Below are 14,387 nucleotides of genomic sequence, written 5' to 3'. Positions count from 1 at the left end.
GTTCCGGTTACATCACGTCTTGATGCGTTTATTTGGATTTGTGGTATGTCAAAGAGACAGTCTTGTGGTAAAGCCGAAAACCAATGCCGCCGGAATGTCTCCTCTTCCGCCTGGCCTGGAAAAATATTGAATATTGGGGCGAACCGCGAATGTCTCGGTTAGCTGAGTATTGTAGCTGATTTCGGCAAGTGTTTCCGCTGTCTGGGGCGCGATCTTAGGTATCGCCATGACATTGAGGTCGCGCTGATAGGCGGTCAGGCGACCGTTAATGTCAGCCCTGCCAATTATAAATGAAATGGAATCCTTGTCTCGGCCTGGAAATGTGCCCTGATATCTGGCGCCAAGTGCGAAAGAGTGACCATATTTCGCTGTGTGCGGATCACCCACGACAATTATTCCGAATATGACAATTCCGCAGGAAGGGTTATCTGCTTCACGATAAATCATCGACTTGGCCTGGAGGTACCCGCCCCAGCGGCCGTCGCGTTCTTCAAACGGGTCGCGGGTAATGCCTGCCGGCTTTCCATTTACGTCGGTAAAGACGTCTGGCGTTTGCGAAGTGTTGTAGTAGCCGCCCAGCTTGATTTCGGTGCGTCCCGACTGCTTGGTCGGCGAGCGCCAGACAAGTTCCAAGGGTCTGATGAAGCCGGTCCCCTTGAACGACAGGTCAAAGCCATGGCCCGTCTCACTGGCTTCAGGATTGATCCGGTACAGGCCCGTGGCGAGCGTCAGGTTCGGCCGTAACTGACCCTTCACCTAGACGTTCCAGTCGCCCGTTGGAAAATTATGTGCGCCACTATTCTTTGTCAGCACATTGGCATGGCCGCAGAAGAAATTGATCTGAAACCCGCACCCGTCGCTGGTCTGGAAATCCGAACCCAATGGCGACCAGCCGATTTTTGCGACGATGGGCGCGCCAGCGAAGGCATGCGACACATTCATGATCGAGAGGCGGAACGTCTGGCCGGCACCGTAGATTTCCTGTGCGCTGAAATCGCTGCCGATTGCATTGAGCGAGAGGCTTTGCCCGACGCGGTCTGAAAGTCGTAGGTGGAACTTCGTGTCGGGAACCCCGAGCAGCGTGTCCAGATCGACGTTGGCGCCGAAGTCGACCTGCTGGTTGTAGGCGGTGCCTTCCTTGCGCCCCCCGATTGGATTCCAGGCTGATTCCGTTACGAAATTGAAGAACGGATCGACCGTCGCCGCCGGACGTTCTCGCTGCGAATCAATTTCGGGGAAAGCAGGTGCGACAGTGTCATCTGCCTCTTGCGATGCGAATGGACTGTGGCTTGCCGCTGGTAATGGTTTCGCGAACAGGCAGGCGGTCAATAGACAGGCGACCGCCGGGTAGAAAATGCGGGCAGACAAGACTTTCGTCATCATGGTGCCGGAGCCGTGCATGCCGGTGGCGACGGACCCGGCGATGCCGCCGCTCGATGGCTGTGCTGGGCCGCTAGTGCAAAGCGAGTCGGGCCGTTCGCCATGCCTATTCTCCGGGCGTATGGGCGGGGTCGATGGCCTGAGGCTGTCGCTTCGATAGGCGGCGATATTGCCACCAGACGAGTGCGACGATGAGCAGGATGGCGATCAGCAGCATGCCGCCGCGCGCCAGAAGCAGCAGTGGGCTGGGTGCCCCGCCCGCCCGCAGGGTCCCGATTTCCTTGGCGGTGATCTGCGTTTGCGGATTACCCCATTTCGAAGTCAGATAATTGGAGAGAGTTGCCAATTGTATGTCGGAAAGCGCGTGGCCGAAGGCGGGCATATTCACATCGGGGTGCCGACGCAGGCCGTTCAATATGACCATCACCAGATTGTCGGCGCGTGAACGCCCCAGGGCCGCGTTGTGGAACAGCGAGGGCAAAGCGCCGTCGAAGCTGCCTTGGCCTTGGGACTGATGGCAGGATGCGCAATGCGCGTCATACAGTTGCGGGCCGGTCATTTCGTCGAGATTTCCAGGCAGGCCGACCCCGCGGATCGAGGGTAGATCGTCGCCGGCGGTTCCCCACGCGAAAGCCGGGCGGCTGTCGGCACTGTTACGCACCGGCGCCACCGATTTGAGATAGACTGCTATCGCTCGCAGGTCCGCCTCGTTCATATGGCGCAGACTTGCGTCGATGGCCTCCGCCATGGGGCCTGCAGCCTGGGCCTTGCCGGGGGCATGTCCGGTGCGCAGATAGGTGGTGAGTTCCTCGACGCTCCAGCCGCCTATGCCGCTGATGGCGTCCGATGTGATGTTGGGCGCAAACCAACCGCCGAGCGCCGATCCCGCCATTGGCTGACCGGACTTCTCCTGCATCAGGAAGCCGCGGGGCGTGTGGCAGCTGCCGCAATGGGCGGCGCCCTGAACCAGATAAGCGCCGCGGTTCCATTCGCTGGTGTGCTTCGGGTCGGATACGAAGGTGCCGCTGTCCAGAAACAGTATGTTCCATCCCGCCATCGACAGCCGCATGTTGAAGGGAAACGGCAGGCGGGTATGTTCCGGCGACGTTTCCACGGGCCTCACCGCCGTCATGAAATAGGCGTAAAGCGCAAGCATGTCCTGATCGGTCAGCTTGGCATAAGCGGTATAGGGCATGGCCGGGTAAAGACGGGCCCCATCGCCGCGAATGCCGTGCCGCACGGCGCGATCGAACTGGGCAAAGCTATATCGTCCGATGCCATGCTCCTGGGACGGGCTGATGTTGGTGGAGACGATCGTTCCGAGCGGACTCGCCATCCGCAGGCCGCCGGCCATCGGCTGCCCACCGGGTGCCGTGTGGCAGGCTGTGCAATCGCTCGCGATGGCCAGATAGCCTCCCCGTTTCACCTCTGCATCGTCCGCTGCCCGCGCCGGTGAGAGGGGAGGGGCCAGCAAGGCGACCAGGATCAAAAGAGCCTGGATACGCATCTTCGGATAACCTGACCTTTTCATAGCGACACCGCATTCCGGGCAGCGACTGGCGCAACCGCCCCAAGGATGTGATGGACGCTGCGCAGTGCTACCGCGACGCCGTTTTCGGTCGAATTGCACGTGCCGGAGGTCGGCAGGACGCCGGTGCTGGCGAAGAACAGATTCTCATGATCATGCGCCCGGCCATATCCATCGCACACCGATGTTCGGGGATCGTTACCCATGCTCATCGTGCCGCAGATATGCTGGTTGTTGGCATAGTCCCCGTCCTTGCTGAAGCGCAAGTTAGTGCCCCCCATCAGATCGGCGATGCGCTGAAAATCGCGCTTGCCGCTCGCACTTCCGCGACGGGTGTAATCATCGATCGCGTAATGGACCTGTGGCTTGCGAAGCCCCATTGCATCCTTCTGGTCGGACAGGGTGACCCGCCGATCGGGATGGGGCAGTACCTCGAGCACGGTCTTTACGTTCATCTCGTGGGCGGCGGTCTGACGCAGGCGTTTCTCGAATTCCGGGCCATATATGCCCGCGCTGATCAGCGCCCGCGTGGCGTTGTCCACCCGCGAGATATTGGTGAAATCCAGCCGGTAGGGCGCGTGGTCCGGGCGGAAGGTGCCGTCTCGCATGGTGTTGATCGAACTGGGGCTTTGCGGCCCGCGCCCGAGCCACAGCGCATCTTCTGCGTCGAAAGTCAGCGATGTGCTGGGGTGATCCATCAGGTTTCGCCCCATCATGTCGCTGCTGTTGGCCAGGCCGGCAGGATATTTGTCGCTGGCGGACAGCAGCATCAACCGGGGGCTTTCAATGCCATTGGCGGCGACGATGAAGGTGCCGCCGGTAACCCGATGCGCGCCCTTGTCAGGATCAAAATAATGCGCCGCGACGATGCGACCTGCGGTATCATGCTCCAGCCGAAAGACATTGGCGTCCGGCAGCAGTTTTGCGCCTGCCGCTTCTGCCGAAGCTGCTGCGATCCCGCCATGATATTGCGCATCGATCGGGCAGATCGGCTGACAGCTGTTATTGCCGCAACAGGGCGGCCGCCCGTCATAGCTGCGGCTGTTGCGCGCCGTCGTGTTGCTGACGACGTCGAAACTGCCCGCCAGTCGTTCGCGGATGCGGCGCATGGCGAAAGGCTCGGCCACGGGCTCCATGGGAAAAGGCTTCGCGCGCGGAGAGCCCGTATTGGGTGCGCCCGACACCCCCATCAGCTCTTCGGCCTGCTGATAGAACGGCTCGAGTTCGTCGTAGGAGAAGGGCCAGTCTATGCCGACATCATAGAGGCTCTTGATGCGGAAATCATTGGGTACGTTGCGCCAGGCATGCGCCGCCCAATGCCATGTCGTGCCGCCGACCTGCCGGATATATTCGGCTGGATAGGGATAGGGCCCGGCCTGGACCAGATAGCCATTATCCTGCGGCTTATAGACTGGATGCGGCGCCCAGGGCGATGGCGGATAAGGAGACATCCAGTCACTGCGGCGCGGGGAATTGCGAAACCGGGCGACCAGTTCGCCGCGCGTAACGCGTGGTCCGGCTTCGAGAATAAGCACGGAAGCGCCCGATTCCGCCAACCGGCGCGCCACGAGCGACCCCATGATGCCCGAGCCGATGACGATGAAATCTGCCGCTTGATCAGCCATGAGTTATCCGTTCTGCATGGGAGCCTGGAAGCTTGCCGATCGAGCCGGCGGCTTGCGTCGAAACCGTTCGCGGGGGCGCCGCCCAACTGCCATAGCCGCCATAGGCATAAGTGGGCGGCCGGAGCACATCGGCCACGATGATCGCGTTCAGGGCAGTCTCGAAGGCAAGGCATCGCGCCTTATCGCCGGTGCCGACGATGCCCAGGCACCATGCGGTGACGATTATTCGAGGCAGCGTGGCAAAGGGCGAGTTTTCCGCGTCCAGCAGCCGCTGGAGCTCCAGCGGAGCGATCAACCGGGCGTTGATGAAGGAGAGCAGGCCGGCCGTCTTTTGGGAAAAAGCCGGATCGTCTTGCAAAAGCGCATCGAACAACCGCGCCGCCTGTCCCGGATCCAACGTCTGACGGCCGACGAGAAGGGACGACAGGGCGATGAATGCTCCCCGCTCCGGCGTGGGGGAGGGTGTCGGCGCGGCCCAGGTTATCACGGCCAGCGTGGACGTTGCTAACAGGCCTCCAAGAAGCGCGCGGCGGGCGACGGTCCACGTCTTGTCCTGATGTCCAGATGTCGGCGGAAAGGGGAGGGATTCTTCAGAACTAGGCGTTGTCACGGCGGCTCTTTCTTTAGTCCCACGACCGGCGGGCCATTTCAGGCATGCCGAAAGTGTGTGCCGTTCAGGTCTGCAACCTGCGCGGCTCCGCAATGAAGAATGGTGTCGGTCAGTTCACGGCGGAAATACTACATCACGCCATCCGCGCCGTGGGGGGGGCGCCAACCGCTAGTTCATACATGATCGGCTGACCTACCGCTAGCGTATCTGCTTCGATTTCCAGCGGTTCGTCTTGGCTTCGTCTGGGACTTGTGCGCTCGCCCGGCCTGCGCTGCCCGATGCTGCCGCGATAAAGGCGCCGCCAACAAGTTGCGGGGCTACTCTACGCGATGGCTTCATCATTTCTCTTCGGGCGAGTCGAGCGAAGTGCGATGTTATTCAGGGATGTCTATTATTTCGATCCAGTTGGGGTTCTTACCCATGGCGATGTGAAAAACAGGAGTCAGTTCGCCACTGGAGCCGTCGATGGCGTAGCTGGTCATGCCGTTGGATTCCTGCCCGACCACCGAATAGGGTGCGGAGCGCAAGCCTACATAAAGCATTCGACGGTCAGGGCTGACGGCCATGCCATTGCCTCCCACCGCGATCCGCTGGATAGGCCGCAGATGACCGGAAGTCTCATCAAGGGTCAGGACACCAACTTCCTGGCTATCGGCATCAGCGACATAAATCATTGTTTCAGCTTGAACTGTACCCGCTGTTCCCACTAGAGCCGCGATTGCCCCCAAGGTTCCCAGGGGAAAAGTGTATTTCATGGTCCGACCTCCGGAACCTAAACGAGCGCAATGAATTACGTGCGCACGGAGCGTATACCTTACGCCCTTGAATATCCGGAACAGGGCGGCATCGCCAGCCCAGATTCAGTCTCAGGAGACACAGGATGTATATCAAATGTTTGACAGGCACCGCCCTGGCGGCCGCGCTCTGTTTGACTAGCGGCCAGACGATAGCCCGGAATACATCCCCGCCCCCGTCTGTTTCGCCGGCCGACATGCGTAAGATCGGAACGGTCGGAGAACGGTTCCAATCTTACAATGTCGAAATGCTGGAAGTGACCGGCGGCGCGTTCTGGAAAGCCTATGGCGCAAAGACGGGAACCACGTCGACGCCCCAGGCAGACGCCGCGACGCCAGTCGGCATGGACCCCAATATCTATCAATATCGCCCGCCCATGGACCTCACCAATCCACGCCTGCGCACGCTCGCGGCGGCTCTTGGGCCAGCTTATGTTCGGGTCAGCGGCACCTGGGCCAATACGACATGGCTTGCCGATACCGATACGCCGCCGTCCAAGCCACCTGCAGGGTATAACGGCGTCCTGAGCCGCGCACAGTGGAAAGGCGTCGTAGACTTTGCGAAGGCCGTCGATGGCGAAATCGTCACCTCTTTCGCGACGAGCCCCGGTGTGCGTGATGCCAGTGGCAAATGGACATCCAACGAGGCGCAGCGCTGGCTTGACTTCACCCGCGAAGTCGGCGGCCGGATCGCTGCTGCCGAATATATGAACGAGCCTTCGATGGCTGCGATGGGCGGCGCGCCCAAGGGTTACGATGCCGCCGATTATGGCCGCGATTTCAAGCTGTTCAAGGCGTTTGCCGACCGCGCGGCACCGGACATGATCATTCTGGGACCGGGTTCGGTAGGCGAAACGCCCGGCCCCTGGTCAATGGAATACGGCACGATGGAAATCGTCAAGACGGGCGCCATGCTGGCAGCATCGGGACCGGGCGTCGACGCTTTTTCCTATCACCATTATGGCGCCGCATCGCAGCGCTGCCTGGCGACTGGCATGCCCCAGACCAAGGAGTCCGACGCGCTTTCGGAGGAGTGGCTCGGGCGCACCAGCGAGACCCTGGCCTTTTACGGCGGCCTGCGGGACCGTTATGAACCGGGCAAGCCGATGTGGTTGACGGAAGTCGCCGACGCGGCGTGTGGCGGCAACCCCTGGGGCGGAACCTTCACCGACAGCTTCCGCTATCTCGATCAATTGGGACGTCTCGCCAAGGCTGGCGTCCAAGTGGTCGCGCATAATACGCTGGTCGCCAGTGACTATGGGTTGCTGGATGAAAATACGCTTGAGCCAAAGCCAAACTATTGGGCGGCGCTGCTCTGGCGTCAGCTGATGGGAACGACCATTCTGGAATCGGGCATCCCGCTTCAGGAAGGGCTGCATGTCTACGCCCAATGTCAGCGCAATAGCCCCGGCGCCGTGACACTGTTGGTCATCAACAACGATAAGGCCCAGCCCCGCTCGCTGCGCCTGCCGCTGGCATCCGAACGATACACTTTGGACGCGGTCAAACTCGACGGCAAATCCGTCCGCCTGAACGGTCAATCGCTTGCGCTCGGTCCCAACGATAGCCTGCCAGCGCTAAAGGGCGTGGCGGTATCGGCGGGCAAAGTGGCCTTTGCGCCGGCAACGATCACTTTTCTGACCGTCCCCGGTGCAGCTAATCAGTCATGCCAGTGATGGCCATTGCGGCCTGGTTGGGGGCCGAATTGAGTCTGTATCTGGCGGCAGAGAGATGGAGCATTGCCAGGAAGGTGTTGGCCACCTGATCGTCGTCGGCTGCGAGGGCACCGTAGTCCTTGTCCGCCAGCAACGCGTCCAGCGTGCTGGCGGACTGATTAAGCCACAATACGCTTCGAAATCTGCCGCTTTGCGGCCGGTCAGGATGACGGCGGGCGGGCGTCTGAGGGTATCAGGCAAACAGTAGCTTACCGGTGAATCCGCGCGAGAGCGCGTAGATGAGCGCCTTTTTCGCCAAAATCTAGCCTTGCTCCGGTGTCGGAATTGTTCAACCTTCAGCAGCGAAAAATCGGGCGATGTGGCGCTGAAGTCGCCAATCGATTATAAGACATACCCCGACGGTATGGGCCATCGACTGCATTGATCTTTGATCTTTGATATGCCCGCTGCAAAGAACAATTCCGCGCTTGGCAAATTGATGTTCCAGTGGGGTGCTGCAATGGCCGTGTTGAGCCGAGTCGATACCTATCGGCGACGTGTCTGGCCGGAGAGGCGGAGTATATTAGTGGTTCAACCGTAACGGAATAGTCCATTATAAGTGGTATCTATTGTTGCCATAAATTGAACTATTACAAATAGTTGGAAGGTGGATCGACGCGATTTTCCAGGATCGAAATGTCGGAGTAGATTCATTTAGCGAATGCTCCCGCCTTCGAAGGAGTAGGTCGCGTGAGAATAGACCTTTGAGCGCTCTAGATTCGCCCATCCCCGTTCTGGGCAGCAAGGGGGTAACCTCGCCCAGGGAAAGAAAGATGAGGTATTTGCATGGGGAATGAAAAGGCGGTCGTTCTCCTGATCGACGACGATGATGCGATCGTCGAGGAGATGCTGACTTTCATGGGCCTCCACGGGGTCATGGCGATAGGGGTGTCCAACCTCGACGATGCCATGACTGCGCTACAGGCCAATCCTTCGATACGGGTGCTTTCTTGCGATGTCCGGTTAGGCAGGGATTCCGGTCTTTCGATCGTCACTCGCATTCAGGAGCATGCCACACTTCGCGCCCGTCCGTTTCGGTACCTCTTCCTTAGCGGCTACCAACTCCTTCCTGCGCAGTTGATGATGATGTTGGAACATATCGTCCTTACGAAACCCGTGCGGCCGCAGGTGCTGATCGATGTTCTGAACGATTTGCTCGGGGCGTTCGAAGAGCCGGCACTGGCAGTCGGTGTGCAGGATGAAACAGAACCAGAGCACGTAGCGCGACATCGACGGCTGGAGTCGTTTGCAGCCCGCGAAGCAGCCGTGCTGGTCGGGAAGAGCTAGGTTGCCCCCCATGCTCTGCGGGTAATTCAATTTTGGCGAAGCGCAGGACTCGCCAACTCTTTGTGATGGTTCAATTTATCGCAACGAAAGGTCCAGCTGAACCCGAACTCTTCGGTACTAGGCCGGTGGTCGGTGCGATCTTGCGCACGAACTGCGTGCAACCAGCGCCGGAATGTCCGAAGGTCCGGATCCGGACCTGCCTTTTCCGAGCCGCAGCCTCTTTGTGGAACGGCACCATGGGTTTAGGTATTACCCGTCAAGCGCGCCCTTTAATCGGCGCGTGACTATCGCGCGTACTGTGATCCGTTGAACTCCCGGGAGGCAAGAATGAGCACTACCGATCGCACGAATTCCCTGATTTCCCGCCGGTTGTTCCTGGCATCTACCGCGTGTTCGCTGACTCTGCCGGCGGTGGCGCAGGCGCGCCAGCCTGAGCGGCCCGCTGCGATCTGTTTCAGCAATATTCGCCTGTTCGATGGGCTTAGCGGATCGCTGCGCAATGCGAGTGTTCTGGTCGTGGGCAGCAAGATCGCCGAAATCGCGGACGGGGCGATTCAGCCGCCCGAGGGGGCTCAGACGATCGACGGTGGTGGCCGTGTGCTGATGCCGGGTTTGACCGACGCCCATTGGCACATGGTCTTCGCGCCGAACACCCTGGCGAACATGGAGGCAGCCGATACCGGGCTGATGTATGCTTATGCCGTGGCCGAGGCGGAGCGGACGCTCATGCGTGGCTTCACCACGATCCGCGATACCGGAGGCCCGACCTTCGGCCTGAAGCAGGCGATTGATGCCGGCGCCATTCCCGGCCCGCGCGTCTTTCCAAGCGGCGCGCTGATCTCGCAAACCGGAGGTCACGGCGATTTTGGGCCTGCCTATGCCCGCCCTGTGCCACTTGGCGGCCGCCCGTCGCGTTTCGAGGAGATCGGCGCTTTCACGATCGCCGACGGCCCAGCCGAAGTGGCGGCGGCGGCGCGGATGCAGCTTCGCCGTGGCGCCAGCCAGATCAAGATTGCGCTGGGCGGCGGCGTGATTTCCGACTCCGACCCGATCGACTCGCTGCAATATACGCCGGAGGAGATCAGGACCGCCGTTCAGGTCGCCACCGACTGGGGCACTTATGTCTGCGCGCATGTTTATACCGTGCCAGGCATTCGCCGAGCCATAGAAGCGGGAGTCCGTTCGATCGAGCATGGCCACATGGTCGATGTGCCGACACTGAAGGTTATGGCCGACAAGGGCGTATGGCTGAGCCTGCAGCCCTTCGAAGCGGGAGACAATCCGCTCACACCGGAACAGATCGCAAAGGCCGAGCCGACAAGCCATTGGGACCGCGTCGCGACCTGGGCCAAGGCGGCCGGCACCCGCGTGGCGTTTGGCACCGATCTTCTTTTCCAACCGGAAGGCACCGGCGCGCAGTCCCGGCTGTTGACCCGCTTCGCCAAGGTGTTCGGCGCCGTAGGCACGCTACAAATCGCCACCTCGGGCAATTGCGAACTCTTTGCCCTCAGCGGCGAGCGCAATCCCTACAAGGAGGCACGGCTCGGTACGATCGAGCGAGGCGCGTGGGCGGACATGCTGCTGGTCGACGGCGATCCGACGCGCGATATCAACCTGCTCCAGGATTACGAACGCAATCTGGTTGTGATCATGAAGGACGGCAGAGTGTGGAAAAACCAGCTCGGCTCCATCCCGGCATAGTTCGCATGGGTGCCGCGCGTTCGCTTTAGTTCACGCCACACCTACGATGAGCGCTCCTGCGGCAGGGCGGGGCGGCAGCCCGCTGACATTCAACTTTTGAGCGCGAAACCGGGATTGGCGGGTTTCCCCTCGAGCAGTTGCAGTTCAATCTCTCTCACGCGCTCTCGCATAATGGGAAGGAAGCGCTCTACCGCTGCATCGATCGATAATGCACTGCGAAAAAAGACGATGTTGAGCCCACCAGCCACGCGGTCTCCTCGTATCACGGGGAGCGCTATCGCGCTGATATGGGATTCTGTGCCGCCGACGGACCAGGCGTAGCCTCGCTTTTCGTAGTCGTTCAGGAGATACGCGACCATCTGCTGAATTTCGGCTTGGCTCCCGCTCAGCGCGCCTGTTCCCTTGGCAACCGAGAGCATTTCATTGCGCTCGCGCTCGGGATTCGCCGCAAGAACAGCGCGTCCGGCAGCACTGAACAGTAACGGCCTTGGGCGTCCGACCATTGCGCGATGGATGGAATAGGGGCTGAAACGATGCGTCGTTTCCCGGATTATCATCTGCCCCATTTCAAAGGTCATGAAGTCGGACGGCCAGTGCACGTCCGCTAGCAATATCCCCAGTTCACGCGCGACGATGCCGCTTATCTCGTCGGTTTCATTAAATCCCTCGCTCAAGGAACGAACAGCGGGGCTGAGCACATAGCGGTCATCGGAAGGGCTTCGACCGACATAGCCATCCCGCTCGAGCGTTGCGAGCAAGCGATAGGTGGTCGTTCGGTCGATTCCGGTGCTTTTGGCGATCTGCGCCGGCGTTGCCCGGCCGCAGCGGTTGAGTTCTGCCAACACTTCAAGGCCCCGGGAAAGGGCGCGTACCGGCGAATAACGATCGTCCATTTTGACCATGACACCTTGTGCACCGTGTGCACAAAATTGTCACCCCCTTTGCCCTCCCCGGCGATGGCGAGCAAATTGGCGTCAGACATGACCCCGGTATTTCGGAGTCACGACCTTAATCGAACGCGCCCCGAGAAGTGCGAAACACACAATCAGGCGTCGAGAGGATTGCAAATGAGTAAAGAGCGAAGTTTGAACCAAGCCAGTGACGTTATCATCGTCGGGGCGGGGCCGGTCGGTTTGCTGCTGGCAAATTATCTCGGCGCCCAAGGTCTGGACGTGACGGTCGTCGAACGACTGCCGCAATTGATCGACTATCCCCGCGGCGTCGGCATGGATGATGAAACTCTTCGTGCTATCCAGTCCGCCGGATTGGTCGAGCAGGTACTGCCGCACGTAAGCCCCCATCAGGTAATGCATTTCACCAACGGCAAAGGCCGCATTTTCGCGTCGCTCGACCCGCGGACCGATGAATTCGGCTGGCCGCGCCGCAATGGTTTCATCCAGCCGCTGGTCGATCGCGCCTTGGCTGATGGCTTGAAGCGCTTCCCGCGCGTTCGCCTCATTTTCGGTGCTTTCGTCGAAGAGCTGACGGAAACACCCAACGGTGTCGCTGCGTCGATCAAGCTCGCCGACGGCACGCAGGTAGGAACGAGCGCGCGCTATGTCATCGCATGCGATGGCGGTGCGAGTGCCACGCGCAAGGCGCTGAAGATCGGCTTCAAGGGAGCAACCGACGCTAACCGCTGGATCGTCGTCGACATCGCCAACGATCCGATCGGTACGCCTGGTTCCTATCTCCACTGCCAGCCCCCGCGCCCTTATGTTTCGATCGCGCTTCCCCACGGACTGCGCCGCTTTGAATTCATGCTCAAGGATGGCGAGGCCGTAGGCGATACCGTCCCGGAACCCGTCCTCCGCGAAATGCTGGCCAAGGTCGTCAGCAATCCCGATGACGTCGATATCATTCGTGCGCGGGTCTATACCCACAATGCCCGTCTTGCCGACAGCTTCCGCAAGGGCCGGATCATCCTGGCCGGCGATGCCGCGCACATCATGCCGGTGTGGCAGGGGCAGGGGTATAACACCGGCATTCGCGACGCCGCCAATCTTGGCTGGAAGGTGGCGCTGGTCGTCAAAGACCTGGCCGACGACAAACTGCTCGACACCTATCAGGCCGAACGCCGCGATCACGCCAAGGCGATGATCGATCTGTCGGAAACCGTGGGCAAGATTTTCTCGCCGACCAATCCGGTGATCGTGAAGCTGCGCGATACCTTCACCTGGGTGCTGGGCGCCATTCCGCCGGTGAAGCGCTATTTCCTGGAAATGCGCTTCAAGCCGATGCCGCGCTACCGTGACGGTGCGCTGGTCTATGCGAATGGGTTCGACGATGCATCTCCAGTCGGGCGGATGTTCCCGCAGCCTGATGTGCAGACAGCTGACGGCGAGCGGAAGCTCGATGATGTCATCGGCCCGAACTTCGCGCTGCTTGCCTGGGGCATCAATCCCGAGCGTTGGCTGAGCCCCGAGGCGAAGGCGATCGTGGACCAGATCGGCATCCGCCTGATCCGCGCGGTGCCCAGCACCCAGTTTGCTCACGAACTCGCCACGCAGCCCGGCCATACCGTCATCGGCGACAAGGGCGGCAAGCTGCAGAAATGGTTCGACGGGCGTAGCGAAGGGGTTGTGCTGCTGCGGCCGGATCGCTTCGTCGGTGCGACCTGCACCCCGCAGCAGATCGGCGAAACCATCGAATTGTTCGCCGCTGCGCTGCACCTTCACAAGCCACAAGCCGGGGGCGTCCGCGCACCGGCCGCAACGCCAGCCGCTTCGGGAATGGCCCGTAGCGTGATCGAGGAGGCCGTGCGATGATCGATATCATGCTGCAGTGCCTCTCGCACACGCCGCTGGTGGGTTTTGTCGATCCGCCGCGCCCGGTGCTGGACGAGGTCAACAAGATGATCGCCGATGCCCGCGCACGGATCGCGGCATTCCAGCCTGAACTGGTCGTGCTTTTCTCGCCCGATCACTTCAACGGCTTCTTCTACGATATCATGCCGTCCTTCTGCATCGGCACCTCCGCTCATGCGATTGGCGATTTCGGTTCGGCGGCAGGCGAAATCCTCGTGCCGTTCGATCTGGCGCTCGATTGCGCCACCTCCGTTATCGAGGATGGCGTTGATGTCGCGGTCACGCATCGAATGCAGGTCGATCACGGCTTTGCCCAACCCCTGGATTTCCTGCTGGGCGGGCTGGACCGGGTGCCGACCATTCCGGTCTTCATCAATGCAGTGGGCGCTCCGCTTCCCACCTTCCAGCGCACCCGTGCGCTTGGGGAAGCAATCGGTAACTGGGCGCGCGGTACCGGTAAGCGGGTCCTGCTGATCGGTTCTGGCGGGCTCTCTCACCAGCCACCCGTGCCTGAATATGCGACGGCATCGGAAAAGGTTCGCGAGGGGCTGCTCGGCGGTGGCCGTAACCTTTCCCCCGAAGCCCGCGCGGCGAGGACCGATCGGGTCATCAACGCAGCCCGTGCTTTCGTGGAAGACCAGACCAGCCTTCATCCGATCAACCCGGCTTGGGACAATGGTTTCCTCGACATTCTCGCAGGCCAGAAAATGACCGAGTTGGATATGCTTGGCAACGATATGCTCAGCGCGATCGCCGGGCGGTCCGCGCATGAGGTCAAGACCTGGGCCGCAGCTTTCGCTGCCCTGTCGCGTTTCGGGCCCCATGCCGCCGAGCACCGCTATTATCGCGAGATCCCCGAATGGATCGCGGGCTTTGGGGCGATCTCCGCCCGGCCTCTGGGCGCCTGACGCCCCTCACCATATTCCGATTGGAGCCATGA

The 14,387-nt window shown here is 60.7% G+C and carries 10 protein-coding genes and 1 pseudogene; 5 read left to right on the top strand and 6 right to left on the bottom strand.

The features are described 5' to 3' along the window. Positions 1-48: 48 nt before the first annotated feature. The 5 genes and pseudogenes from GVL61_RS24970 to GVL61_RS12735 form a co-directional block, all read right to left on the bottom strand. Positions 49-1,380: pseudogene (locus GVL61_RS24970) on the bottom strand (carbohydrate porin). Between the two features lie 106 nt (positions 1,381-1,486). After that, on the bottom strand, positions 1,487-2,887 hold the full coding sequence (locus GVL61_RS12750; RefSeq protein ID WP_235037676.1) for a cytochrome c: 1,401 nt from the start codon (positions 2,885-2,887) through the stop codon (positions 1,487-1,489). Between the two features lie 20 nt (positions 2,888-2,907). Then, positions 2,908-4,533, bottom strand: coding sequence for a GMC family oxidoreductase (locus GVL61_RS12745; protein ID WP_159980583.1), 1,626 nt, complete (start codon positions 4,531-4,533; stop codon positions 2,908-2,910). Further along, entirely contained in the window at positions 4,526-5,143 is a 618-nt protein-coding gene (locus GVL61_RS12740) for a sugar dehydrogenase complex small subunit (protein ID WP_159980581.1), read from the bottom strand. Before GVL61_RS12740 ends, GVL61_RS12745 begins: the two co-directional genes overlap by 8 nt. A gap of 374 nt (positions 5,144-5,517) precedes the next feature. Beyond that, positions 5,518-5,898, bottom strand: a complete 381-nt coding sequence (locus GVL61_RS12735; RefSeq protein ID WP_159980579.1) for a beta-propeller fold lactonase family protein — start codon at positions 5,896-5,898, stop codon at positions 5,518-5,520. Positions 5,899-6,134: 236 nt separating this feature from the next. On the opposite strand from GVL61_RS12735, the gene GVL61_RS12730 reads away from it, so the two are divergent. The 3 genes from GVL61_RS12730 to GVL61_RS12720 all read left to right on the top strand — a co-directional run bounded on the left by GVL61_RS12730 (position 6,135) and on the right by GVL61_RS12720 (position 10,640). Beyond that, complete coding sequence (locus GVL61_RS12730) at positions 6,135-7,613, top strand: hypothetical protein (RefSeq protein ID WP_235037668.1); 1,479 nt, start codon at positions 6,135-6,137, stop codon at positions 7,611-7,613. An 825-nt stretch (positions 7,614-8,438) separates the two neighbouring features. Then, a complete protein-coding gene (locus GVL61_RS12725) occupies positions 8,439-8,939 on the top strand; it encodes a response regulator (protein WP_200844768.1) in 501 nt (166 codons plus the stop codon). A gap of 327 nt (positions 8,940-9,266) precedes the next feature. After that, positions 9,267-10,640 carry an amidohydrolase family protein gene (locus GVL61_RS12720; protein ID WP_159980575.1) on the top strand — a complete coding sequence of 458 codons (1,374 nt, stop codon included), beginning with the start codon at positions 9,267-9,269 and terminating at the stop codon, positions 10,638-10,640. Positions 10,641-10,729: 89 nt separating this feature from the next. On the opposite strand, the gene GVL61_RS12715 is transcribed toward GVL61_RS12720, so the two are convergent. Next, positions 10,730-11,533, bottom strand: coding sequence for a helix-turn-helix domain-containing protein (locus GVL61_RS12715; protein ID WP_159980574.1), 804 nt, complete (start codon positions 11,531-11,533; stop codon positions 10,730-10,732). Positions 11,534-11,557: 24 nt separating this feature from the next. Between GVL61_RS12715 and GVL61_RS12710 the strand changes: the two genes are divergently transcribed. Further along, complete coding sequence (locus tag GVL61_RS12710) at positions 11,558-13,408, top strand: bifunctional 3-(3-hydroxy-phenyl)propionate/3-hydroxycinnamic acid hydroxylase (protein WP_235037675.1); 1,851 nt, start codon at positions 11,558-11,560, stop codon at positions 13,406-13,408. Next, positions 13,405-14,355 carry a 3-carboxyethylcatechol 2,3-dioxygenase gene (locus tag GVL61_RS12705; RefSeq protein WP_159980570.1) on the top strand — a complete coding sequence of 317 codons (951 nt, stop codon included), beginning with the start codon at positions 13,405-13,407 and terminating at the stop codon, positions 14,353-14,355. The genes GVL61_RS12710 and GVL61_RS12705 overlap by 4 nt, the downstream gene beginning before the upstream one ends. Positions 14,356-14,387: the final 32 nt, after the last annotated feature.

It is taken from the genome of Novosphingobium sp. 18050 (assembly GCF_902706195.1).
Taxonomy (GTDB): Bacteria; Pseudomonadota; Alphaproteobacteria; order Sphingomonadales; family Sphingomonadaceae; genus Novosphingobium.
The sequence above is the reverse complement of the archived record's forward strand: the minus strand, read 5'-3'. Positions and strand labels throughout refer to the sequence as shown.